General features: G+C 68.9%; 22 protein-coding genes and 2 pseudogenes. 15 read left to right on the top strand and 9 right to left on the bottom strand.

What is annotated here, in order from left to right; all coding sequences use genetic code 11:
* Positions 1-280: 280 nt before the first annotated feature.
* From ACUZ2Y_RS19305 to ACUZ2Y_RS19275, 7 genes and pseudogenes are all read left to right on the top strand, one after another.
* Entirely contained in the window at positions 281-1,042 is a 762-nt protein-coding gene (locus ACUZ2Y_RS19305) for a hypothetical protein (RefSeq protein WP_476320848.1), read from the top strand.
* Positions 1,006-1,239, top strand: coding sequence for a hypothetical protein (locus ACUZ2Y_RS19300; RefSeq protein ID WP_476320846.1), 234 nt, complete (start codon positions 1,006-1,008; stop codon positions 1,237-1,239). The genes ACUZ2Y_RS19305 and ACUZ2Y_RS19300 overlap by 37 nt, the downstream gene beginning before the upstream one ends.
* A gap of 61 nt (positions 1,240-1,300) precedes the next feature.
* Positions 1,301-2,475 (top strand): IS3 family transposase gene (locus ACUZ2Y_RS19295; RefSeq protein WP_476320844.1). Its coding sequence is split into 2 segments (ribosomal slippage): positions 1,301-1,559 and positions 1,559-2,475, totalling 1,176 coding nucleotides; the frame shifts between segments, so codons are not numbered across the junction.
* Positions 2,476-2,567: 92 nt separating this feature from the next.
* Positions 2,568-3,541, top strand: a pseudogene (locus ACUZ2Y_RS19290) (NAD-dependent epimerase/dehydratase family protein).
* Positions 3,538-4,056, top strand: a pseudogene (locus ACUZ2Y_RS19285) (glycosyltransferase family 2 protein); the annotation flags it as partial. The pseudogenes ACUZ2Y_RS19290 and ACUZ2Y_RS19285, both read left to right, overlap by 4 nt.
* A gap of 205 nt (positions 4,057-4,261) precedes the next feature.
* Positions 4,262-4,543, top strand: a complete 282-nt coding sequence (locus ACUZ2Y_RS19280; RefSeq protein ID WP_476331936.1) for a hypothetical protein — start codon at positions 4,262-4,264, stop codon at positions 4,541-4,543.
* Between the two features lie 82 nt (positions 4,544-4,625).
* The gene (locus tag ACUZ2Y_RS19275; RefSeq protein WP_476320842.1) at positions 4,626-5,558 is read left to right on the top strand and encodes an NAD-dependent epimerase/dehydratase family protein; all 933 of its coding nucleotides are present in this window, start codon (positions 4,626-4,628) and stop codon (positions 5,556-5,558) included.
* A gap of 21 nt (positions 5,559-5,579) precedes the next feature.
* Here the strand turns inward: ACUZ2Y_RS19275 and ACUZ2Y_RS19270 are convergent, their stop codons facing one another.
* Both ACUZ2Y_RS19270 and ACUZ2Y_RS19265 read right to left on the bottom strand, forming a co-directional pair.
* Positions 5,580-5,930: a DUF2304 family protein gene (locus ACUZ2Y_RS19270; protein WP_476320840.1), complete on the bottom strand. Its 351-nt coding sequence runs from the start codon at positions 5,928-5,930 to the stop codon at positions 5,580-5,582.
* 1 nt (position 5,931) lies between these two features.
* Complete coding sequence (locus tag ACUZ2Y_RS19265) at positions 5,932-6,624, bottom strand: glycosyltransferase family 2 protein (protein ID WP_476320838.1); 693 nt, start codon at positions 6,622-6,624, stop codon at positions 5,932-5,934.
* Between the two features lie 206 nt (positions 6,625-6,830).
* On the opposite strand from ACUZ2Y_RS19265, the gene ACUZ2Y_RS19260 reads away from it, so the two are divergent.
* On the top strand, positions 6,831-7,979 hold the full coding sequence (locus ACUZ2Y_RS19260) for a glycosyltransferase family 2 protein (protein WP_476320836.1): 1,149 nt from the start codon (positions 6,831-6,833) through the stop codon (positions 7,977-7,979).
* 5 nt (positions 7,980-7,984) lie between these two features.
* A complete protein-coding gene (locus ACUZ2Y_RS19255) occupies positions 7,985-9,019 on the top strand; it encodes a glycosyltransferase family 2 protein (RefSeq protein ID WP_476320834.1) in 1,035 nt (344 codons plus the stop codon).
* A gap of 2 nt (positions 9,020-9,021) precedes the next feature.
* Here ACUZ2Y_RS19255 and ACUZ2Y_RS19250 read toward each other — a convergent pair whose 3' ends face one another.
* The 3 genes from ACUZ2Y_RS19250 to ACUZ2Y_RS19240 all read right to left on the bottom strand — a co-directional run bounded on the left by ACUZ2Y_RS19250 (position 9,022) and on the right by ACUZ2Y_RS19240 (position 13,470).
* Positions 9,022-10,929, bottom strand: coding sequence for an arabinofuranosyltransferase (locus ACUZ2Y_RS19250; protein ID WP_476320832.1), 1,908 nt, complete (start codon positions 10,927-10,929; stop codon positions 9,022-9,024).
* Positions 10,930-11,029: 100 nt separating this feature from the next.
* On the bottom strand, positions 11,030-12,157 hold the full coding sequence (locus tag ACUZ2Y_RS19245) for a glycosyltransferase family 4 protein (protein WP_476320830.1): 1,128 nt from the start codon (positions 12,155-12,157) through the stop codon (positions 11,030-11,032).
* Between the two features lie 47 nt (positions 12,158-12,204).
* On the bottom strand, positions 12,205-13,470 hold the full coding sequence (locus tag ACUZ2Y_RS19240) for an MATE family efflux transporter (RefSeq protein WP_476320828.1): 1,266 nt from the start codon (positions 13,468-13,470) through the stop codon (positions 12,205-12,207).
* Between the two features lie 105 nt (positions 13,471-13,575).
* Here ACUZ2Y_RS19240 and ACUZ2Y_RS19235 point away from each other — a divergent pair, with 105 nt between their 5' ends.
* Positions 13,576-14,346, top strand: a complete 771-nt coding sequence (locus ACUZ2Y_RS19235) for a glycosyltransferase family 2 protein (protein WP_476320826.1) — start codon at positions 13,576-13,578, stop codon at positions 14,344-14,346.
* Here ACUZ2Y_RS19235 and ACUZ2Y_RS19230 read toward each other — a convergent pair whose 3' ends face one another.
* Positions 14,347-15,477, bottom strand: coding sequence for an acyltransferase family protein (locus ACUZ2Y_RS19230; protein WP_476320824.1), 1,131 nt, complete (start codon positions 15,475-15,477; stop codon positions 14,347-14,349). It abuts the gene before it with no gap.
* Between the two features lie 188 nt (positions 15,478-15,665).
* On the bottom strand, positions 15,666-17,618 hold the full coding sequence (locus tag ACUZ2Y_RS19225) for a DUF6541 family protein (RefSeq protein ID WP_476320822.1): 1,953 nt from the start codon (positions 17,616-17,618) through the stop codon (positions 15,666-15,668).
* A gap of 225 nt (positions 17,619-17,843) precedes the next feature.
* Between ACUZ2Y_RS19225 and ACUZ2Y_RS19220 the strand changes: the two genes are divergently transcribed.
* Entirely contained in the window at positions 17,844-19,487 is a 1,644-nt protein-coding gene (locus ACUZ2Y_RS19220) for a glycosyltransferase (RefSeq protein WP_476320820.1), read from the top strand.
* Complete coding sequence (locus ACUZ2Y_RS19215; RefSeq protein ID WP_476320818.1) at positions 19,484-20,386, top strand: glycosyltransferase; 903 nt, start codon at positions 19,484-19,486, stop codon at positions 20,384-20,386. The genes ACUZ2Y_RS19220 and ACUZ2Y_RS19215 overlap by 4 nt, the downstream gene beginning before the upstream one ends.
* Positions 20,387-20,537: 151 nt before the next feature.
* Here ACUZ2Y_RS19215 and ACUZ2Y_RS19210 read toward each other — a convergent pair whose 3' ends face one another.
* Complete coding sequence (locus ACUZ2Y_RS19210; protein WP_054053561.1) at positions 20,538-20,741, bottom strand: cold-shock protein; 204 nt, start codon at positions 20,739-20,741, stop codon at positions 20,538-20,540.
* Positions 20,742-20,997: 256 nt separating this feature from the next.
* Between ACUZ2Y_RS19210 and ACUZ2Y_RS19205 the strand changes: the two genes are divergently transcribed.
* Entirely contained in the window at positions 20,998-21,369 is a 372-nt protein-coding gene (locus ACUZ2Y_RS19205; protein WP_376771649.1) for a hypothetical protein, read from the top strand.
* A complete protein-coding gene (locus tag ACUZ2Y_RS19200; protein WP_476320815.1) occupies positions 21,369-22,106 on the top strand; it encodes a lysophospholipid acyltransferase family protein in 738 nt (245 codons plus the stop codon). Before ACUZ2Y_RS19205 ends, ACUZ2Y_RS19200 begins: the two co-directional genes overlap by 1 nt.
* A gap of 14 nt (positions 22,107-22,120) precedes the next feature.
* On the opposite strand, the gene ACUZ2Y_RS19195 is transcribed toward ACUZ2Y_RS19200, so the two are convergent.
* The gene (locus ACUZ2Y_RS19195; protein ID WP_476320813.1) at positions 22,121-22,930 is read right to left on the bottom strand and encodes an HAD family hydrolase; all 810 of its coding nucleotides are present in this window, start codon (positions 22,928-22,930) and stop codon (positions 22,121-22,123) included.
* Positions 22,931-23,011: 81 nt separating this feature from the next.
* Between ACUZ2Y_RS19195 and ACUZ2Y_RS19190 the strand changes: the two genes are divergently transcribed.
* Entirely contained in the window at positions 23,012-23,995 is a 984-nt protein-coding gene (locus ACUZ2Y_RS19190; RefSeq protein ID WP_476320811.1) for an LLM class flavin-dependent oxidoreductase, read from the top strand.
* Positions 23,996-24,065 lie beyond the last annotated feature (70 nt).

Below are 24,065 nucleotides of genomic sequence, written 5' to 3'. Positions count from 1 at the left end.
ACTGGAGGACACGATGAAGACCAGACCCCTCCGCGTGCGGTTGCTGGTCTGTGCTGTCGTGGGAATGTTCGGCAGTCTGACTGGCACGGGCAATGCTCTCTCCGACCACGCGCATTCCCGGCAGGGGATAGCAGTAGAGGGCGCGGGTGCACGGTTCGTTCCTCTTGAGCCGACCCGAGTCTTCGACTCGCGGGAGGCGACAAGTGCGACCGGTGGGGCCCCGCTGGGCCCCACCGGCATCGCGAAGGTCTCGCTGGCCCGACACATCCCCACTTCCGCTGTGGCGGCGGTATTGAACGTGACCGGCGCGGACGCGACGGAGAGCACGTACCTCGTCGCCTATCCCGATGGAGCCGAACGCCCCTCGGTCTCCACATTGAACCTCAGCCGCGGCCACACCCGCGCGAATGGCACTACCGTCGCGATCGGCGCTGACAGCGCCATCAAGGTGTACAACAACGCAGGCAAGGTCCACGTGATCGTCGACCTCGCTGGGTACTACACATCCGACACCGTGGGATCGGGTCTCACGCGGCTGTCCACGGGCCGCGTCCTCGACACTCGACCAAGTGCTCCGGTCGGCCCCGGCGGCGTCATCACCGTGGACTTCTCCGCGATGGTGCCCGAGACCGCGACGGCGGTGACCTTCAACCTCGCCGGCGTCAGCGCCACAAAGCAGACCCATGTCATCGCGTGGCCTAACGGACGCCCACGGCCCAATGCCTCACACCTGTACCTGTTTAATGGCGAGGCGACCCCCAACCAAGTCACCGTGGCACTCGGCAAGGACCGGAAGGTCGCGCTATACAACCACGCCGGCTCGGTTCATCTGATCGTCGACCCGACCGGCTTCTACGCGAGCGACAGAGGCCTGTCCTTCTACCCGGTCACGCCGAGAAGGATCCTCGATACCCGCCCCGGCCGGGGAATCGGCGAAGCCGAGACTCACTCTGTGAGCCTGGCGGGCATTCTCCCGGGCCAGCCGCGGCGGGCATGGTGTGCAACGTGGCGGGCACCAACACCACCACGAGCACCTACGTGATGATCTGGCCCACCGGATCGCCCAAGCCCAAAGCGGCCTCACACCTGAATCTGGTCGCGGGCCAGACCGCGGCGAATATGGCGGTTGCCGGCCTCGGCACTGGGCAGAGCATGCAGATCTACAACAACGCTGGTTACGTCGACATCATCATCGACCTCTCCGGCTACTTCGCCGGCCCGGATGTCGCTTCCAAGTGAGGAGCCCCTGAGTTTCCGGACAGCTGACCTATTAAGGTCGGTCTGTACGGAAGGATGATCGATGGCAGAGAAGCGCAGGAAGTTCTCGCCCGAGTTTCGGGATGAGGCCGTGAAGATGGTGGTCAATTCACAGCCACCTCGTCCGGTCGCTCAGGTGGCGCGGGAACTCGGCGTAAATGAGGGCACCTTGGCGAATTGGGTTGCCCAGTACCGGCGGAAGCATCCGGTCGACGAGGAGCCTTTGACCGTGAGCGAACGCGCTCGGTTGCGTGAACTCGAACGCGAGAACCAGGAGCTGCGGATGCGTACCGAGTTCCTGGGAAAAGCGGCGGCCTTCTTCGCCCAGGAATATCGGTGACCTCGAAGTACGAGTTCATCGACGGCGAGAAGGACAGCTATCCGATCAGCAGGATGTGTGCCTGGATGTCGGTTTCCCGCGCGGGATTCTACGAATGGAGAAATCGCCCCGAAAGCGCGACCTCGACGCGCAGGCGAGCCCTGCAAGACATGATCACCGCGGTGTTCGACGCGAACCACCATGTCTACGGGCACCGCCGGGTGCACGCCGTCCTGGCCCGCTCCGGCGTCCAGGTCAGCCAGGAGCTGGTGCGGGCGTTGATGCGCGAGTCGGGGCTGGTCACCAGGCAGCCGAAGCCGTGGCGGCCGTCCACTGCCGAGGCCGGCACCGGCCAACGGATCCCCGACCTGGTCGCACGGGACTTCACCGCCGACGCGCCGGGAACGAAGCTGGTCGGCGACATCACGTATATCGCGACCGGCGAGGGGTTTCTCTATCTGGCGACGGTGATCGACTGCTACTCGAAAATGATCGTCGGATGGTCCATGGGCGATCACTACCGGACATCGCTGATCCGGGCCGCGCTCGATAATGCCGCCGTCACGATCACCATCGAGCGTGACTGCATTTTCCGCTCCGACCGGGGTTCCAATTACACCTCTTACGACTACGCCGCCCATCTCACCGCCTTGGGAATGCGTCAATCGGTCGGCAGGACCGGTGTCTGCTGGGACAATGCGATGGCCGAATCGTTCTTCTCCGCCCTGAAGAACGAATGGCTGCACCACATGACATTCGCCACACGAGCCGAAGCGCGCCAGGCCGTTGTCGCATACGTCGAAGGGTTCTACAATCGGACCCGACTCCACTCCGCAATCGGATACCGGACGCCACTTGAGGTCCACAACGATTTCCTCAATACCCAGCTCGCAGCATAGGAATCTCACCGACGAGCTGTCCGGAGAACGCGGGGCCCCTCAAAGACCTTGTGAGGAGAGCGGACGGGTGGTCCTCAAAAGGGTCGCGACCCATGAGGCATAGTTGGGCCATGCGCGCGCTTGTCACCGGCGGGGCCGGGTTCATCGGGTCGACCCTGGTCGATCGGCTCCTGCGCGACGGGCACGAGGTGACCGTCGTCGACGACCTGAGCCGCGGCAGCTCCCACAACCTCGTCGACGCGCTCGCCACCGGACGTTGTGAACTGCGCGAACTAGACATCACCGGGCCGGAGCTGCACACGGTCGTCGCCGAGGTGCGCCCTGAGGTGGTGTTCCACCTGGCGCTCAGGTCGACGTGCGGGTCAGTGTCGCCGACCCGCTGCTCGACGTAGCGCAGAACGTGCTCGGGACGGTCAACGTCGCCGAGGCGGCGCGCAAGGCCGGTGTGCGCAAGGTGCTGTTCGCCTCCTCCGGTGGCTCGATCTACGGCACCCCCGAGGAACTGCCGGTCGCGGAGTCGCAGCCGATCAACCCGAAGTCGCCGTACGCGGCGAGCAAGGTCAGTGGCGAGGTCTACCTCGACACCTACCACCAGCTCTACGGCCTGCAGTGCACGCATTTGGCACTAGCCAACGTCTACGGGCCACGGCAAGATCCACACGGTGAGGCGGGGGTCGTGGCGATCTTCGCCGGGGCCCTGCTGAACGGAAAGCCGACCAAGGTGTTCGGGGACGGTGGCAACACCCGCGACTACGTCTACGTCGAGGATGTCGTCTCCGCTTTCATCGCCGCCTCCGGCGAGGTGGGAACCGCGCGCCGCTACAACATCGGCACTGGCGTCCAGGTCTCCGACCGTGAGTTGCACACGCTGGTCGCGAAAGCCGCGGGCGCGCCGGATGAGCCGGAGTTCGCCCCGGCCCGCCTGGGCGACCTGCGGGCGTCGGCGCTGGATGCGAGCGCCGCTGAACGTGAGCTGGGCTGGAAACCGGAAGTCGACATCGCCGAGGGCGTGCGCCGCACCGTCGACTTCTTCCGCGGGGGACCACGAGGAGCACTTCCATCATGACCATGTCCAAATCCGCGACCGACGCCCAGACGGTTCCCACCGTCCTGGAGCTGTCGATCGTGCTGCCCTGCCTCAACGAGGCCGAAACCCTTGAGACGTGCGTTCGCAAGGCGCGGGAATCGCTGCGGAGCCTCGGCGTGGCGGGCGAGGTCATCGTCGCCGACAACGGCTCCACCGACGGTTCGCAGGACATCGCGCGGGCCAACGGCGCCCGGGTCGTCGACGTGCCCCGCCGGGGCTACGGCGCCGCGCTCGCCGCGGGCATCGAGGCCGCCGGTGGCGAGTACGTCCTGATGGCCGACGCCGACGACAGCTACGCGCTCGACGACATCGGCGGCTTCCTCGAGAAGCTGCGCGACGGCGCCGACCTGGTGATGGGCAACCGGTTCCATGGCGGGATCGCCGAAGGCGCGATGCCGTTCCTGCACCGCTACCTGGGCAACCCGGTGCTCTCCCGGCTGGGCCGGTTGTTCTTCCGGATCCCGGTGGGCGACTTCCACTGCGGGATCCGCGCGTTCCGCCGCGACCGCATCCTGGAGCTCGGCCTGCGCACCTCAGGCATGGAGTTCGCCAGCGAGATGGTCGTGCGCGCCTCGCTCAACCATTTCAAGATCCGCGAGGTGCCGAACCGGACAGGGTTGCGGGTCGGCTCAGTCTGTCCAGGTCTCGGGCCTCACCGACGTCCGGAGCGTCTCGTCGGCGCGGTGGCGCACGTACGCTGTGCTGGGCGACGGCAGCGTCTGGGCGTGGGGAGGCGGCAAGACCACACCGGTCAAGCTGGCCGGACTCGCCGACATCACCCAGGTCGTGGCCACCGACGGTGGCGGATACGCCCTGCGTGCCGACGGGACTGTGCTCGGCTGGGGTGCGAACCAGTTCGGCGAACTCGCCAACGACGCGGCAGGCACGTTCGTCGACAAGCCGGTCGTGGTGGGCGGCCTCACGGGCGTCAAGTCGCTCGCGGGCGGCCGTTACGCGGGCTACGCGCTGACCGGCTCCTGACAACCGATCTTCGACTGGGGGAACTCTCCGGAGGCTGGGTGGTCGTCCCAGGAGCCCGTAACCCATGAGGCATAGTTGGGCTATGCGTGCTCTTGTGACCGGCGGCGCCGGGTTCATCGGGTCGACCCTTGTAGACCGACTGTTGCGCGACGGCCACGATGTCGTGGTGGTCGACGACCTGAGTCGCGGCAGGCGGGAGAACCTCGTCGACGCCCTCGCCACGGGTCGGTGCGAGTTCCTGGAACTGGACATCCTGTCCCCGGAACTGCACGAGGCCGTCGCCGCCGCCCAGCCCGAGGTCGTGTTCCACCTGGCTGCCCAGATCGACGTGCGCGTCAGCGTGGCCGACCCGCTGCGTGACGTCACGATGAACGTTCTCGGAACTGTCAACGTGGCGGAGGCGGCGCGCAAGGCGGGCGTGCGCAAGGTGCTGTTCGCGTCCTCCGGTGGGTCCATCTACGGCACGCCGGACGAGCTGCCGGTGGCCGAGACGCAGCCGATCAACCCGAAGTCGCCGTACGCCGCGAGCAAGGTCAGCGGCGAGATCTATCTCGACACCTACAACCAGCTCTACGGCCTGCACTGCACGCACCTCGCGCTGGCCAACGTCTACGGGCCGCGGCAGGACCCGCACGGTGAGGCCGGTGTCATCGCGATCTTCGCCGACGCGCTGCTCCACGGTAAGCCGACCAAGGTGTTCGGTGACGGTGGGAACACGCGCGACTACGTGTTCGTCGAAGACGTCGTCTCCGCGTTCGTGGCGGCGTCGGGTGAGGTGGGCACCGCCCGCCGGTTCAACATCGGCACGGGTGTCCAGGTCTCGGACCGCGAGCTGCACAGCCTGGTCGCGCAGGCGGCGGGCGTGGCCGACGACCCGACGTTCGCCCCGGCTCGGCTGGGCGACCTCCGCGCCTCGGCGCTCGACGCCAGTGCGGCGGAGCGCGAGCTGGGCTGGAAGCCCGAGGTCGACATCGCCGAAGGTGTGCGGCGGACGGTGGACTACTTCCGCCGCTGACCGACGACGGGGAGCCGCCTGCTACTTGGCCGAGTCCTCGGCAGGCGGCTTCTCGCTGTTCTGGATCGCCATCGCCCGCACGAGCTTCGCGTAGCGGAACTCAAGTTCCTTGAAACGCAGGTACGTGTTGACGGTGGCGAACCCGAACGCGACCACGGTGCCGTAGAGGAGCAGGTCCGTGCCACGGCCGACGCCGACCAGGCTGGCGAGCCTGCTCAGCTCCACCGGGCGCAGCACCGCGACTATGCCGAACGCCATGAACAGCGCGAAGCCGATCTTCACGCTCGCCGCCGTCTTGCTCTTGCCGTGGTGGCGCAGGAAGAACACCAGCAGCAGGATGACCGAGAGAATGAGCAGAACCTGAATCAGCATGTCAGCGCCTCGGGCCGGTCTTCAGTGCGGTGTCGAACAGGATGTTGACCCCGTTGATGAGGGACTGTCCCTTCGACATGGAGTACTCGGTGTAGAGGATCGTCACCGGTTCCTCGGCGACCTTCCACCCGTGGTGGTCGATCAGCTCGACGAATTCCGACGCGTGGCTCATGCCGTTGAGCGTGATGTTCAGTTCGTCGGCGACCTTGCGGTTGAACACGCGCAGCCCGTTGTGGGCGTCGGTGAGTCCAAGACGCCGCGTGCGCGGGCTCAGCATGACCACCGTGCGCAGCACGAGCCGCTTGATCCACGGGATGTGGCTGGTGTCGGTGCCGCGGAAGCGGGTGCCGACAATCAGGTCGGTGTCCTCGGCCCGCAGCCGCAGGAGCATCCGCTCGACGTCGTCGACCTGGTGCTGGCCGTCCGCGTCGAAGGTGACGAAGTACTGGGCGCCCGGCTGCTCCCTGGCGTACTCGACGCCGGTCTGCAGCGCTGCGCCCTGCCCGAGGTTGACCGGGTGGCGCACCAGGTGCGCGCCGGTGCCGCGGATCTGGGCCGCGGAATTGTCGCGGCTCCCGTCGTCCACGCAAACGATGTTCGGGAACGTCTGTCGGGCGTGGCGGACCACGTCCGCGATGACAGCGCCCTCGTTATAGACCGGGACGATCAGCCATACGTCTGACCAGTCGGTCACGGGGGCCTCCGGAGATTGGGCCTAAGGCGAAGCGAAAGGAGTGAGCAAAGGATAGCCGCCTGCCGACGTCCCGAATCGAGCGCCTACCATGGCGGCGGCCGGATCCTGGAAGTGTCGAGATCGCCGCACCGGAGCAGTCGACTGATAGCGGAGCCCGTATGTCTTCATCACGGCCTGTCGTTGAGGCCCAGGTACGACCGCCCAGCGTGATCGAGTTGTCGATCGTCCTGCCTTGTCTGAACGAGGCCGAGACGCTTGAGGTCTGCGTGCGCAAGGCGCGCGCCTCGCTGGACCGGCTCGGCGTGGTCGGCGAGGTCATCGTCGCCGACAACGGGTCCACGGACGGCTCCCAGGACATCGCCCGGTCCAACGGAGCCAGGGTCGTCGACGTGCCCCGCCGCGGTTATGGAGCCGCGCTGGCCGCGGGCATCGAGGCCGCGAGCGGCGAGTACGTGCTGATGGCGGACGCCGACGACAGCTACGCGCTCGATGACATCGGCGGTTTCCTCCAGGCATTACGCGATGGCTCGGACCTGGTCATGGGTAACCGCTTCAAGGGCGGAATCACCGACGGCGCCATGCCGTTCCTGCACCGCTATCTGGGCAATCCGGTTCTTTCCACCTTGGGCCGCATGTTCTTCCGAATCCCGGTCGGCGATTTCCACTGCGGAATCCGCGCGTTCCGCCGTGATCGAATGCTCGAACTCGGTCTGCGCACCTCCGGCATGGAATTCGCCAGCGAGATGGTCGTCCGGGCGTCGCTGAACCACTTCAAGATCACCGAGGTGCCCACGACGCTGCGGCCGGACGGGCGCAGCCGCGCGCCCCACCTGCGCACCTGGCGCGACGGCTGGCGGCACCTGCGGTTCCTGCTCGCGTTCAGCCCCCGCTGGCTGCTCTACTACCCGTCGATGGCGCTGCTGTTCGTCGGCTTGGCGGGCCTGCTCTGGCTGTCGTTCGGGCCTCGGCACATCGGCGCCGTCGGCTTCGGCATGCACAGCATGCTGGCCTTCGCGACGATGTTCATCCTCGGCTTGCAGGGGGTCGGGCTCGCTGTCGTCGCCCGGTCCTATGCCGCCCATCTGGGGCTGTTGCCACCGCCATCAGGTCGGACCATTTTGCGCATCGCCAAGGTGTCGCTGGAGCGCGGCCTGTGGATCGGTGCGCTGCTGATCTTGCTGGGCATCGGCGCGTTCCTCGTCGCGCTGGCCATGTGGGGCCAGACCGGGTTCGGCGAACTCGACGTCGTGCACACGATGCGTGTGCCGATCCTGGGCATGGTCCTGGTCGTGACCGGTTTCCAGCTCATCACCGTGAGTTTCACGCTCAGCCTGACCAAGATCGGCGAGGACTGACCGCGATGGGCGTCAGCTCAGGGTCACCGCGGGTCAGCGCGATCGTCCTGGCGTGGAAGTCCGAGCCATGGCTCCGGCGCAGCGTGACCGCCCTGCTCGAGTCCGAGAAGGTGGACGTCGACGTGGTGCTCGTCGACAACGGGTGCACCGATGACGACGTTGACGTGCTGGCCGAACTTTCCGGGGTGACCGTGGTCCGGCCGGGACGCAACCTCGGGTACTCGTCCGGCAACAACGTCGGCGTCGAGGCGTCGACCGGCGAGTACGTGGCCCTGATCAACGGGGACGCGGTCGTCGAGCCGGGCACGCTGGCCCGGCTCGTGGAGGAACTGCGCACCCGGCCGGAGGTCGGCATCGCGGCGGCCGGGGTGCGCCTGGCCGAGGACCCGAGCCTGCTCAACTCGAGCGGGAACATGGTCCACGTGCTCGGCATCAGCTGGGTCGGCGGACTCGGCGAACCCGAGACCCGCACCGCGCCCACCGAGGTGGCGGGCGCGATGGGCGCGGGTCTGGTCACCACCCGGGCGCACTGGGACCGGCTCGGCGGCTTCTTCGACCACTACTTCGCCTATCACGAGGACGCCGATCTCTCCATCCGCACGTGGCGGCTGGGGCTCAAGGTCGTCAACGTCCCGGACGCGGTCGTCGTGCACCGGTACGAGTTCTCCCGCAACTCCAACAAGTTCTACCTCGTCGAGCGCAACCGGCTGATCTTCGTCAGCACGCTGTGGAGTGTCCGCGCGCTGATCCTGCTCGCCCCGGCGCTGCTGGCCCTGGAGGCCGCCATGTTCGCCCTCGCCTTGAAGGAAGGCTGGGCCCGCGACAAGGCCCGCGGCTGGGCGTGGCTGTGGCGCAACCGCCGGATCCTGCGCGAACGGCGCGCGCTGGTGCGAAGCGCGCAGACCGTCCCGGACCGGGTCTGGATGCGGGTGCTGACGCCGCGGCTCGACACCCCGCTGATCCAGGTCCCCCCGGTGATCCTTCGTCCGCTCAACGCGGCGACGGCGGCGTACTGGAAGCTGGTTCGGAACCTGGTCTAGGTCTAGGGCCTGCGGACCGCGACCACCAGCTGGTCGCTGACGTGGGTGACCGCCCAGTGTTCGGCGTCGAACACCTCGGGTTTGAACTGCGCCTCGACGATCTGCCAGACATCCGGTTGCTTGTAGAGCATGAACACGTCGATCGGGCCGAACTCGGTGGCCGCGCTGTCCTGGGCGAACTTGTCGGGGTCGGTGACGGTGGCCAGCCGCAGCACCTCGGCGTACCGATCGTCCCACCGCGACAGCGAACTGCTCGACGTCCGGTCCGTGCCCATGTAGCCGTAGTACGGCAGGTAGGCGAAGAGCCGCTCGTCGGACGCCAGGGTCACCGGTCGGGCATCGGCTCCGCGCTCCCGCTCGACCGCCGCCTCAATCCGCACGGCGGGCACGCAGCCGGGGCGGTAGTCGTCGAGTCGAACGTCCCGCGGGAGAGTCCGCGAGGAACAGTCGGGCAGTGGTTCGATGTGTGCCATGGTCGCCAGGACGCCGAACGTGCGGTCCGACTCGCTGTCACCGATCTTCGGGACGGGCCGCCAAGCCGCCCAGTAGCTCGTGCCGACCCAGAGGATCGCCACCACCAGTGCGGCCGCTCCCACGCGGATGGGCGGCACCACACCGGCGCGGCGGATCAGCACCGGGACGACCGTCACCAGGGTCAGCACCCCGGCGGCCGCGAGGGTGACCCCGGTCAGCCGCGGCACATAGTGGATCAGCGTCGTGTGCCCGGTGAAGAGGTAGCGCAGGCCCATGACCAGCCAGAACACGTAGGAGCCGAGCACCAGCCAGAGCATCGGCCACGCCCACGACCGGGCCCGGTACCAGACCAGTCCCGCCAGCCCGACGAGCTGCAGCACGCCCAGCACGGTCGGGTCGAGGAACGGGAACCCGTTCTCGGTGATCTCGAACGACTGGTAGAGGTCACCCAGGCCCTGCCCGCCGCGGGTGAGGACCGCGCTGAGATACGGGACCAGATAGGGCAGGGACATCACGATGGTGACCAGGCCGACGCCGAGGACGTGGCGGAAATACGCGCCGCGGTCGGTGCTGCGGCGCCAGGCCGTGATGAGGATGGCGAACACGCCGACCACGCCGAACGGGAACCAGCCGTTGTAGGTCAGCATGATCAGGCCGCCGATCACCCCGGCGGGGAACCAGTGCAGCCTGCCTTTGCCCGTCTCGGTGAAGGTGGCCAGCAGCCACGGCAGGAAGACGAGCAGGGTGATCACCGCGAACGCCTTGCGCGGGTCGCCGAAGACCAGGAGTCCCGACGCGCTGATGACCAGAGCGGCACCGGTGGGCACGATCCGCTGCCACAGCAGGAACGCCGCCAGCACCGCGGCCGAGGTGAGCAGGACCTCGGCGGCGCCGAGCATCCGCCACGCGGGCACGTCGAGGATCAGGGCCGCCCGGCCGAGCAGCCACGGGTAAAGCGGCGGGTACTCGGACGGAAGGCCCTGGATGAAGGTGTCGCTCGGCCAAGGCGTGGTGGTGTACCTGGTGACAGCGGCCGTCATCCGGCCCATGTCGGCGTTCAAGCCGGAGAAGCCGAACGGGGTGAGGTTGAGCGCGGTTCGCAACGCGAACGCGACCCAGGCCGCGAAGAGACCCGCGCCCACCGCGACCAGACGGTCTCCGGATCGGCGGAGGAACGCGAACGCCCCGCAGATGGTCAGCAGCGCGGCGCCGACGGCCAGTGGGATGAACGCCCCGCGCACGGTGAACGGGTCGAGTTCGTTGAAGCGCGTCTCCAGGTAGAGCATCACGGGGGTCGCCACGAGCCACGTGAGGATCGCCACCGCCGAGGCGCCGGTCAGCGCGGTGCGAAACCGGCCGGGTTTCGTCGGCTCAGCGGCCGGGGCATGATCGGCCGCGACTTCAGCGCGATCGGCGCCGACAAGCGATTTCGACAACCTAGACACCTACCTGCGAGCTATGTCCACCGCAGCAGGCGGATCGCTGCCACTGTACCCATGGTGGCTGTGCCGACCGGACCCGATCGCGATGATCGAGTCAGGATTGTCCAGGAACCGGGGCTCCGCGCAGCATCGCCGAGATGACCTCGACGGCGTTGTCCCAGGAGAAGTGCTCGGTCGTCGCGGCCCTGAGGGCATCGCCGCGGGCCTGGCGCAGGTCGGCGTCGGTCAGGGCCTCGCGCAGCGCATCGGCCAGCCGGTCCGGCTGCTGGGCGGGCACGAGCCACCCGGTCCGGCCGTCCTCGACGATCTCCGCGGTCCCGCCGACATCGGTCGCGACCACCGCGGCGCCGAGGGCCGCGGCTTCGAGCACAGTGGTGGGCAGCCCTTCTGTCCAGCTGGGGTTGACCACGACGGCGGCGGCCGCCATCTCACGCAGGGCCGTCGCGTGGTCGACCGTGCCGAGGAACTCCGCGTTCAGGTCCAATGCCGCCGCTTTGGCCTCGAGCGCCGAGCGGGCCGGACCGTCGCCGCAGATCCGAAGGTGGGCCTTGATCCCCTCGGCCCGCAGCTTGGCCGTGGCGTTCAACAGGTCCGCGACACCTTTGCCGCTGATCAGCCTGCCGACGAAACAGATCGTGTCGTCGGTTGTCGGCTTCGCCGTCATGCCTGCGTCGAGTTCGATGCCGCGGTGGACGACGGTGGCCTCGCGCCCGTAGTTGTCGTGCACGAAGTCACGAGCCGAGCCGGACACGGCCACCACATGTGCCGCCTTCGCGAGAACCAGGCGGGCGATGGTGGCGTCGACGGTGTGCGCGACCATCCGGACGAACGCGTTCCCGCTCTGCACCGGCGTCGAACCGTGCTCGACATGCACCCGCCGGATGCCCTTGCTCGACGCGAACCGCGAGGCCAGCGCGGCGTGGTAGAAGAACCGCGTGTGCGTCATCATCACCGAGCCCGGGGTGACGTGCTCGCGCAGCAGGCGGTGGAACCCGGGCTTGGGGACGGGCAGCGGGGACACCGGCATCCAGGCGGGCCACCGGACCACGGTCCACCGGTCGCTGAGCCGCTCGACCCCCGCTTCGGCGCCGATGTCCGAGGTCAGCACGGTGATGCGCAGGTCGGGATCCGCGGCGAGCAACTGTCGGTGCAGCTCGTGCGCGTAGGCCTCCACGCCGCCCGAGTGAGGTGGGTAGCAGGCCGGGAGGTCCACGAGGTGCATGGCCGCAATTTTCCACACCGCCGCGCGACCACGGCCGCGCGGGTGGGTCAGAGCGACGCCGCGCGGTCCGCCCGCGCGTGCCTGGTGAGGCCGACCCACGCGATGCCCGCGCCGACCGCCCACGCCAGCGTCATCCCCATCGCCGCGCCGACGACACCGAACATCTTGCCGAGCAGCGCGATCAGCGCGAGTTCGCAGACCAGCTGGATGGTGCGGACCCGCGGCCCGACCCACGCCCGGCCGCTCGCCTTGGCCGCCACCATCGCGGTCTGGCCGGAGGCCAACAGAAAGGCGTAGAGCAGCAGGAACAGAACCACCGGCTCCAGGGTGGACCAGTCGGCCTTGAGCAGGGTGCCCATCAGGTCAGCAGGCAGCACGATCACGACCAGCGCGCTCACCGCGCACACGATCGCCGCCAACGCTGTGACCAGAGCGGGCGCGCGGACCACGTCCTTGGCGCTGCGGCCTGCCAGATGGGCGAGCAGGGCGGTCCCGATGCCGACGAACAGCACAGTCAGCGCGGTGATCGGGGTCATCGCCTTGCGGAGGAGGCCGTAGCCGTCGAGTCCGGTCGCCCAGATCGCCATGCCGAACGTCGCGTAGATGCCCGCGGCGAGATAGACGGCGTCGACCAGGAAGCCGGGGATCAGGCGCCACTGGTCCGACAGCCATCGGCGCACCGAGCCGAGGGCGAACGGGCTGCCGGTGAGCCGGATCGCGACCGCGGACATCACCACGCCGGTCGCGGCCCACAGCAGGTACACCCTGGTCGGTGTCAGCTCGTCGACGAGGGCGACAGTGACCAGCGCGCCGACCAGCAGGCCCAGCCACACACCGTCGACGCCCAGCGCGATCAGCGGGCGGTCGCGGCCGTAGCCGACGTAGCGGGCGTGGTCGAGCGCGCCGAGCAGCGGCGACGCCGCGGCCTGGATGAACAGGAGGTCCTGCGCGGTCCCGTCGAGGAACAGGCCCACGATCAGCGACCCGATCCCGACCGCCAGGCCGAGCGCGAGCGCGCTGCCCGCCGCGCCGCGCGATCGTTCGTCCCCGGCGGCCCGCGACACCAGCATCGGCTCCGAGGCGATCGCCCGGCCGATGTACCACTGCCCGGTCTGCACCATCATGACCAGCGTGAAGATGCCGTACTCGGCGTCGGTGGACACCGGGATCGCGGCGGCCTGCAAGGCGAGCGCGACGGCGCTGAAGACGAGCTGGTCGGCGGTGACGAGGGACTGTCTGCCGACCCGGTCGATCAGGGTGCGCAGCGCTGACCTCGGGTTCGACCCAGGTGTCGGTGTCCCTGACTTCGTCACGCTGCGGGCGCCTTCTTGCTGGGGGATCGGGTCCCCTACTCTACGGTGGCGTTCGGTGGAGATCGCCGCGGCGGGGTGCCCGCCGAGTCTGTCGAGGAGGCAAATGTGACCTCACCGGTCTCCGTGGTGATTCCCTGCGCGCCGAAGGCCGAGTACCTCGGCGAGACCTTGCGGTCGGTGGCGGCGCAGACCCACGACGCGTGGGAAGTCGTGCTGGTCCTTGACGGCGACTGCGAGCAGAACCGCGCGGCGGCAGCCGAACTCGGCGACCGGATCACCGTGGAACTGACCCCGAAGCCGCGCAGCGGACCGGCGGTCGGGCGCAACATCGGCATGGCCGCCGCCCGCCACGACCTCATCGCGTTCCTCGACGCCGACGACCTGTGCGCACCCGAGCGGCTCGCCACCCAGGCCGCCCTCCTCGACGAACGACCCGACCTCGGGCTGGTCGGCGCGTGGTCGACGAAGATCGACCCGAGCGGCGAGCAGGTCGGGGTCGCGCACTCGGTCACCGGCGAGGACCAGGTCGCCCGCACGATGCTGGTGTTCAACTGCCTGACGACCTCGACGATCATGACCCGCAAGGTGCTTGCCGAGAAGCTCGGCGGCTTCGACCCGCGGTGCGTGCGCCTTGAGGACTACGACCTGTGGCTGCGGATCCTGGCCGAGGCCCCCGGGGACGTCCTGCCGCGGGAGCTGCTCGGGTACCGCGTGCACCCGGAGCAGTACAGCCGCGGCGGGCTGCTGGGCCCGCAGACCGCGCTGATCCGCAAGAGCAAGCTGAAGCTGGGCAGGCGGATCGGCGTCGGGTCGATCGGCGTCGCGGCCCGCCACCTTGCCTGGCTCGGCGTGCAGGTGGCGAACCGTCGCTGGTGATCAGGTCGAGGCGGGTGCCAGCGGCGCGGGTTCCGACCGCACGGGCTCGTCGGTCGACGGCTTCGCCCGCTTCGCCATCTTGCGCCGGTCCGCCCTGGTGATCAGGCCGCGGCCGACACCGATCATCGGAACCTCGACCCAGCGGTAGAGCACGTCGGCGAGGATCAGGCTGGCGATGGTCACGGCGACCGCGGTCGCGGTCCGCTCGATGCGCAGCACCGGGAAGGTCGCGGCGATCATCGTGCCGGTCAGCGCCTGCACCAGGTACAAGGAGTAGGAGCGCTCGCCGACGAACCGCATCGCGCGGTTGGCGAGCAGCGGCTGCAGCGGACCCCCGTTGAACAGCCCCGGCAGCATCAGCGCCACCGCGAGGCCGTATGTCGCGACGAGGATGTCGTCACCGCCGAACGTCGCGCGGAAGACATCGGTGTTGAACTGGATCAGGACCGTCACCGCGGCGAAGAAGATCCCGCACGCCGGGTAGGTCAGACGCCGCAGCGCCGCGTAGCCGCGCGGGTAGTGCAGCAGCACCGCGAGCAGGCAGCCGATGAGGATGACGATGTAGGACGCCGGGCCGTAGGTGTAGAACGGCACGATCAGCGCGGCCGCCAGCACCGTCATCGCCCCGACGATCAGGGTCACCCGCTTGCCCAGGGTCAGCGCTCCCAGCGCGAACGCCAGCAAAGGCCACACCAGGTAGAACTTCTGCTCGATGGCCAGCGTCCACGAGTGGCCGAAGATGTGCCCCGCCGCGATGTACTCGTTGTTGAACGTGAGGTAGTACGGCAGGACTTCGCTGACGTGCGACGTGTACTCGCCGCGCAGGTAGTGCATCAGGATGGTGGCGAAGAGCACCACGTAGTACACCGGCATGATCCGGAATGCCCGGCGGATATAGAAATTGCGCAGCGACACCCGGCCCGTGCGGCCTTCTTCGCGCAGCGCGAGAGTGGTGATGAGGAAGCCGGAGATCACGAAGAACATGTGCACACCGATCCACCCGCTCATGGTGTGCCACTTGGTGCCCCCGTAGTGCGAGAACACCACCATGACCGCCGCGATCGCGCGCAGCCCGTCGAGGGCGCCGAAATGGCGCAGCGCCAGGTAGTCCTCGTGTTTGAGCGGAGCCATGCTTCCTCTTCGCGGGCAGGGGATCGCGGATTCGGTTGCGCCGGGCCGCCATCAGGTCCGCAGACGCGACCCCGTCGGCGCGCGGCCGCCCAAGCCGCACATGGTGCCACAGCGCTCGTGCGCACCCGCGGAAGGTGGGCGTGGAGTGTTGCCCGGATCGCAGGCGGACCCGCGAGCGCCCCGGGGACTCAGCCCTGGGGACGCTGCGGCTGGGACGCGTCGAGGCGCACCTCGTAGACCCTTGACGTGCCGGACGAGTAGACCAGCTTCAGCGATCGCGCGTCGTCGAGGTCGTCGAGACCCGGCGCGGTGCTTCTGCTGCCGTACACCCGGTCCGGGGTGAAGAACACGTGCGTGATGTGCAGCTTCGTGACGATCGAGCGGACTTCCGGGTCCGTGTCGAGTTCGTCGAACCGCTGGTAGAGGTCATAGAGGTCGGCCCCGGGACCGTCTTCCTTCGGCGGACCGTTGAACACGTGCCCGAACACCGGGTGCACGTCCTGCAGGGCCCACATCCACGCCGAACCGTCGGTCGGGTCGTTCATGACCACGCCGTCCTCCGGCACGATCGCGCCCAGCTTCTCGATCGCCTCGCGCTTCGTCGGCGTCATCGTCCCGGCTTGAGCGCCGTACGCGGGCGAGACCGCGACAACATTGCGGTCGATGTAGAACACGTTGGTCAGCGCCCCGAGAGCGACGAAGACCACGCCCAGCGCGGCGCTTCGGACGAGCACGTCGTCCCGCTTGACCCATCGCGCCGACACCCGCGTGAGGAAGTCGCGGGCGACGACCAGGCCGTTGGCGGCGATCAGCAGCACGGGCAGCGTGCACAGCGCGGCGAACCGCCAGCGGTCGTTCCACCATGGCCCGGTCAGCAGCGCGACCGTCGGCCCCTCATAGGAGGCGGCCAGGACGAACAGGGTGATGAAGACGAGCCCGCCGATGAGCCACCAGGCCAGGTCCTTGAGCCTGCTGAGCCCGATGAGCCCGACGACGATCGCGGCGACCAGCCACCACTGCGGCAAGGCGCTCTCGTAGTTCTGGAACAGCAGCATGCCCAGCACGGCGCCGGGGGTGCCGTACGCGGGCCAGTCGACCGCGGAGATGGTCGCGGTGCCCGCGGCCTCGAGCATCTGGGGCACGGCCCGGACGCCCGCGAGCACGCCCATGACCGAGACAGCCACCAGCTCGGCGATCGGGACCCGCCGCAGCCGGACCCAGCGCTGCACGACATAGACGCCGCAGAACACCGCCGCGGACAGCGCGATGCTCGGATGCAGCGACACGAGCCCGGCCGCGGCCAGGGCTGTGATCAAGACCAGGGCGGGGTCGCGCCGCTCGATCAGGACCACGAACAAGGCGACGAATCCGGGGATCACGGCGACGCCCACGGCGAACGGCCAGACCGGCCCGAAGAACTCGAGGAGGTACGGGTAGGCGGTGAACGTGCCCGCCAGCAGGGCGGCCGACGCGATCAGGGCGGGGCGGGCCTTCGCGGCCCGCAGGACGCCGACCATCGACAGGGCGAAGACGAACGCGAGCAGGCCTGACTGCAGGTTGAGCAGCTGCGGGACCGTGCCCGCGGTGACCTGCAGCGCCGTCGCGACCAGGACGTGGAAGCTGTTCGGGTAGAAGAAGTTCTGGTTGAACGGGTCGTTGACCGCGCGCAGCGCGGAGGGGGCGGACTCGCCGGTCTCGGCGATGAACCGGACCGAGTTGGCGTGGAAGATCGCGTCCCAGAACTGGTGCACGCCGGTGAAGCCCGCCGTCGAGCGGGACGTGACGAGCAGGCCGACGCCCGCGGCGATGGCCAGCGCGGCGACCACGCCCGCGTGGTGGATCAAGCTCCACCGCGGCAGATCGTCGGCGGCGGACATCGGGAACCAGCGCCTGCCCACCAGACGGGCCACGAACACGACCGCGCACACCACGGCGGTGACCGCGAGCAGCGCCCAGACCGACCAGCCGCCCAGCAGCGCGGGAGCCAGCGGCGCGCCGAGCGAGACCACGCCGTAGGTGAGCACCGGGGCCGTGCCGAGCAGAACCCAGCCGCGCAGGCCCGCCGAGCCGCCGACCAGGAGGCCCGGGACGACCAGCAGGGTCGTCAACACCAGACACAGCAGGCCGGCATTGGTAAGCATCTATGGAGCCTTTCCACACTCGGGTCACCGCGGCCGGACGCGCGGACGGCCCGGGACGCGTGGCCAGGGCCGGTACTCGCCGTGCACTCTATCCGCACCGGCCATTTACACCGGCGCGCGCCGGCGGTCAACGTGGGCATCAGCCGACCGGGGGGAACCGGGCGGTACCCTGGATCGCGCCTGGCTCCGGTCCCGCGGAGCGCCGGACGACCCCCTCTGAGAGACGTGACGGACCAGCCTGAGATTCAGATGCCCCCCGCGACCTTCGAACTCATCGACGAGAGCGGGGTGTTCGACGGCGGCAGGCCCGGCATCCTCGACGACCGGGAACGCGCGCTGGTCATCGGCGCGGCCAACTACTACGCGCTGACCATGCCGGGGCAGACCTTCCGGTTCACCGTGCTCAGAGGGCCGTCGGGCAGTCTGCCGTCGCTGACCGACGAGGAGACCAGCCAGATCGAGTGGGCCGACGACCGCCAGGTCATCGGTTCGATGGTCTTCCGCAGCGTCGTGCACACCACGCGCTCCTCCGGCGAGGCCGAGGCGATGATCGACCTGATCGTCGACGTCGGCGGATCGGAGCAGATCGCCACGGCGTACAACCAGCTTCCCGGCGTCCTCGGCGCCGTGCGGCGAGCGGTCCGGTTCAGCGCGCCCGTCCAGTTCGACGCGCTGCGGCAGTTCCGCACCGACGTCATCCACTGGCGCAACCGCAGCGAGCACCCCTCCAAGGCCTCGTCGGTGCTCATCGACCGCGGCGCGTCCGCCGTCGGCCCCGGCAAGGTGCCCGCGGTGCTGTTCGGCATCCACTGGCTCGAACTCGGCGGCGCCGAGCGGTGGGCGGTGGAGACGGTCCAGCTGGCGAAAGAGGCGGGCCTGGTGCCGATCGTGGTCACCGACCGGCCGTCGAGCCACCCGTGGATCACCCGGCCGGAGTTCGACGGCGCGGTCGTCGTCCCGCTGACCATGCCGCTGCCGACCGGTCAGGAGTCCGCCTTCCTCAACGGTGTGCTGTCGGCGTTCGACGTGCGCGGCGTGCACGTCCACCACTGCACCTGGCTCTACGAGCGGCTTCCGTGGCTCAAGGCGGTCCGGCCGGACATCCCGGTCGTCGACTCGCTGCACATCCTGGAGTACCGCACCGGCGGCTTCGTCGACATCTCCGTGCGCATGTCGAACGTCATCGACAAGCACCACGTGATCTCGCCGAAGCTGCGCGACTACCTCATCGGCAAGCAGAACGTCGACAAGGACAAGGTCGCCCTGGCCACCCTGGCGAACCTGACGGTTCGGGCAGAGGACCCCAAGCCCGGCGCGACCGCCGACGGCCCGTTCACCGTGGCGTTCGTCGGCCGGTTCACCCAGCAGAAGCGCCCGTACCTGTTCCTCAAGCTGGCCGCCGAACTCAAGGGCTCGGCGCCCGGCGACATCCGCTTCGTCATGCACGGCGACGGCGAGCTCTCCGGCGAAGTGCACGGCCTGCGGACCCGGCTGGGCCTGGCCGACGTGCTGGAGATCCGCGGGCCCGACCAGCCGGTGTCCCGCACCCTGGCCGAGGCGGACGTGCTGGTCATCTCCTCGGACAACGAGGGCCTGACCCTGACCTCCTTCGAGGCCTCCGCGGCGGGCGTGCCCGTCGTGTCGGCCGACGTCGGCTCGCAAGCCTCGCTCATCGCCGACGAGCTGCTCTGCCCGCGGCACCCGTACCCGTTCATCCGCACCGCGGCCGACCGCATCGCGACGATGATGACCGACCCCCAGCAGCGCGAGACCTGGCTGGCTGAGCAGCGCGACAAGTCCGAGGCCTTCGCCGCGCTGCCCGACGCCCGGTCGATGGTCCGCGACCTCTACCAAGGATGGATGCAGTGAGCACTGTCGCCGCCGTTGTCGTCACGTACAACCGCAAGGACAAGCTGACGAAGGTCCTGGACCACGTCCTGGGCCAGTCGCTGCGCCCGTCGTGGGTCGTCGTGGTCGACAACGCCTCCACCGACGGCACCGCCGACATCCTCGCTGACTACGCCAAGCGCGACGACCGGGTCGTGGTGGTCAGCCTGGACACCAACACCGGCGGCGCGGGCGGCTTCGCGACCGGCATGGCCCGCGGCTACGAGCTGGGCGCCGACTTCGTCTGGATCATGGACGACGACTGCTACCCCAACACCGATGCGCTCGAAGAGCTGGTCAACGGCCACGCCAAGGCGGAGTCGACCCTGGGCACGCAGCTGCCCTACGCGTGCTCGCTGGTCAAGTACATCGACGGCAGCATCTGCGAGATGAACAACCCGGGCACCACCTGGGACTGGGGCAGGCTCATCTCCAAGGGCGAGCAGAGCGTGTTGGTCACCCACTGCTCGTTCGTCTCGGTGCTGTTCCCGCGCTGGACGCTCACCCGGCACGGGCTGCCGCTCAAGGAGTACTTCATCTGGTTCGATGACCAGGAGTACACCCTGCGCATCACCAAGGACGCGCCCGGCGTGCAGGTCCTCACCAGCGTCGCCGTGCACGACATGGGCGTGAACCGCGGCGTGAACTTCGGCGACGTCACCCCGGCGAACATCTGGAAGTTCGAGTACGGCGCCCGCAACGAGGCCTCGTTCCGCCTGCACCACGAGAACGGGGTCGCGTTCGCAAAGTTCGTCCTGCGCCTGTTCCAGGGCCTGCGCGGCGGCGGTGTGGCGTGGCCGCTGCGGGTGCGGCTGTTCAAGAAGGTCATCGAGGGCGTGAAGTTCAACCCGAAGCCCGATTTCCCCCGATCGGTGCTGTAACCCGATCGGGTTTGTAGCGACGAAGGGCCGCTCCCCACGGGGTGCGGCCCTTCGCTTTACGCGGTGCCGCAACGACTCGGCTCACGCCGCCCCCGCGACGACGAAACGGGCCGCTCCCCGAGGGGAGCGGCCCGTTTGCGTCTGATTCAGATCAGATGGCGCGAACGCCAGTGGCCTGCGGGCCCTTCTGGCCCTGGCCGATCTCGAACTCGACACGCGCGTTCTCGTCCAGGCTCTTGAAGCCCGAGCCCTGGATCTCCGAGTAGTGCACGAAGACGTCGGCGCCGCCATCGTCAGGCTGGATGAATCCGAAGCCCTTTTCGGAGTTGAACCACTTCACTGTGCCCTGTGCCACGACTATCTCCTCAACAGGTACCGCTACAGCGCGCACGGATGCGCACGCCATTGGTCGGTTTCAGACGGCGACTTCTCCGGCTTGACCTGGAGGAAAACCGCGCGCCCGCAACGATCTCTTGCGAGCGTGATCTAACACGTACTCAAGAAAACTTACGACCTCACACAGTCAACCACACACCCCGCACTCACCGCACGTGTGACGTGACACGAGGTCGGGGGTTGCGGCCGTTCCCCTGCTGGGAGACGCTTTGGGAGTGAGCGAGCTCGCCAGTGAAAAATCCGTGACCGAGAACACCGAGACCATCGCGCTCGACCTCGACGAAGCCGGAGTCTCCGTAGACCTGCCCCGCCCCGCCCATCGCGGTGATCAGGTCCAAGGCGTTCCCTACCGCCCGGTCGAATTCCGTGACGACGACCTCCCCGCGGCCCTCGAACGGGCCGCGTCGTGGCTGCGGGCGACCCAGGACTGGCTCGGTGAACCAGTCGACGTCATCGCGATCCATCTCGACTATGACGACGGCGAGGGATCGCCGTATTACGACGTCAAGCTGCTGTGCAACGAGGAAGACCTCGCAGGCGCCCCCATCGTGCTGCGCGAGCAGGCCGCCAAGGCTGTGGGCGACTAGTGGCCGAGATCGTCTATCCGCCGGTGGTGCTGGCGGCCAAGACCCTGTTCCGGGTCATGGACTATCAGGTCGACGTCCAAGGTGGCGAGCACATCCCGGCGACGGGTGGCGCGGTCATCGCCTGCAACCACGTGAGCTACCTCGACTTCATCTTCGCCGGCTTCGGCGCGCAGCCCGCCAAGCGGCTGGTGCGCTTCATGGCCAAGCAGCAGATCTTCCACAACAAGATCGCCGGTCCGCTGATGCGTGGCATGCACCACATTTCGGTCGACCGGTCCGCGGGCCAGGCGTCGTACCGGGAGGCGGTCGAGAAGCTGCGTGCCGGTGAGGTCGTCGGGGTGTTCCCCGAGGCCACGATCAGCCAGTCGTTCACCGTCAAGGACATCAAGTCGGGCGCGGTGCGGATGGCGGCCGAGGCTGGCGTCCCGGTGGTGCCGATGGCGCTGTGGGGCACGCAGCGGCTGTGGACGAAGGGCAGGCCGAAGGACCTCAAGCAGCGCCACATCCCGATCCTCATCCGGGCGGGTGAGTCGTTCACCGTCGGCCCGGACGACGACCAGGAAGCGCTGACCCTGGACCTGCGCGTCCGGATGACGGAGCTGCTCGACCGCGTCCAGAAGGACTACCCGGACTCCCCGTCCGGCGAGTCCGACTCCTGGTGGCTCCCCGCCCACCTGGGCGGCACCGCCCCCACCCCCGAGGAAGCCGCCGAACTCGACAAACGCCGGCCCGAGTAACCCGACCGCGCGGACTAGAACCAGCGTTCTAGGACTTGGGCTACGCCGTCTTCGGTGTGGGAAGCGGTGACTTCGTCGGCGGCGGCGATGACGGCCGCGTCGGCGTTCGCCATGGCCACGCCGTGGCCTGCCCAGCGCAGCATCTCGATGTCGTTGGGCATGTCGCCGAAGGCCACGACGGCCTCCTGGGCCACGCCCACGCGCCCGGCCACCTCGGCCAGGCCGTGGGCCTTGGTGACGCCGGGCGCGGAGATCTCGATGAGGCCGCGGTTGGTGGAGTACGTGATGTCGACGGCGTCGCCGAGCAGTTCCCCGGCGACCATCGCGATCTCGGCGCTGGTCATCTTCTCGTGCCGGATCAGCAGCTTGGTCGAGCGCCTGCCCAGCAGTTCCGCCCGCGGGCGCATGTTCTGCTCGGCGTCGCCCCACGGGTTGCGGAAGCCCGGTTCGGTGGCGAAGGTCACGCCGCCGTCGTAGGGGCCGAGGTCGGCCCACTCCGACGCGAGCCGCATGCCGGGCAGCACGCCGTCGAGGGTGTGGGCGACGTCATGCAGCAGCATCGGCTCCAGGCCGTGCACGCTCAGCACCGACGACTTCGCGATGTCGTAGACCACCGCGCCGTTGGCGCACACGGCGTACCCATTGAGGCCCGTGGGCTCGGCGACCGGCGGGATCCAACGCGGCGGCCGGCCCGTGACCAGCACGAACGGTGTGCCGGTCGCCAGCACCCGGTCGATGGTCGCCTGGGTGCGCGGGGTCACCTGCTCGTCCACGGAAAGCAGGGTGCCGTCGATGTCGGACGCGATGAGCCTGGGTTTCTCCACGCCCCCATACTCCACGACCGACCCGGATCGCTCGACGGCTTGTCGGCCACACGGACCGGCCTGGTTCGCTAGGTTCGTGGCGTGCGAGTAGGCATCGTCATCCTCCCCGAGTACCGCTGGTGGGCCGCCGAGGCGCGTTGGCGCGGCGCCGAGACCTACGGCTTCGACCACGCCTGGACCTACGACCACCTGGGCTGGCGCTCGCTGGTCGACGGCCCGTGGTTCGACTCCATGGCCACCCTGACCGCCGCGGCGATGGTCACCGAGACGGTGCGGCTGGGCACCCTCGTGGTGTCGCCGCATTTCCGCCACCCGGTGTCCTTCGCCAGAGCGGTCCTCACCCTCGACGACGTCTCCGACGGCCGCTTCATGCTCGGCCTCGGCTCCGGCGCCACCGGCAAGGGCGGCTACGACCGCACGGTGATGGGCGAGGAGGAGATCACCCCGCGCCAGGTCACGGCCCGCTTCGGCGAGTTCGTCGACCTGATGGACTCGGTCCTGGCCGCGCCAGTCACCGACTACCAGGGCGAGTACTACACCGCGGTCCAGGCGCGCAGCGCCCCCGGCTGCGTGCAGCGGCCGCGGGTGCCGTTCCTGGTCGGCGCGGACGGCCCGAAGGCGATGGCCGTCGCCGCGCGGCACGGCCAGGGCTGGATCACGCTGGGCCCGCACGACGCCGCCGACCTCGACGGCTGGTGGCGCGGGGTCGCCGAGCGCGCCGAGAGGTTCGACGCGATCCTGGCCGAGCGGGGCCGCGACCGCGGGACCGTCGACCGCTACCTCAGCCTGGACGCCTCGCCGCTGTTCTCGCTGGAGAGCGTCGAGGCCTTTCGCGACCACGTCGGCCGCGCCCAGGAACTCGGCTTCACCGACGTCGTCACCCACTGGCCACGGGCGGACGGCGTCTACGCGGGCCGCGAGAGCGTGTTGGAGCAGGTCGCGGCCGAGGTGCTGCCGACCCTCGGCGGCCGGGCGAGCCTGCTGGAGCGAAATTCCGGCGCTCCGAGCAACGACGCGGGGGAGCCGGGCGTCTCTCTTGGCGAGGTGGACAGTTCGGAGGGGTAGTTCCACAGGGGACGCGGGCCCCGGTGCCGGGTGATCGGCGCCGGGGCCCCGCGTATGTCCCGGTGCGAGT

Source organism: Actinokineospora sp. UV203 (assembly GCF_056323665.1).
This window is presented reverse-complemented; position numbering and strand designations above follow the sequence as displayed.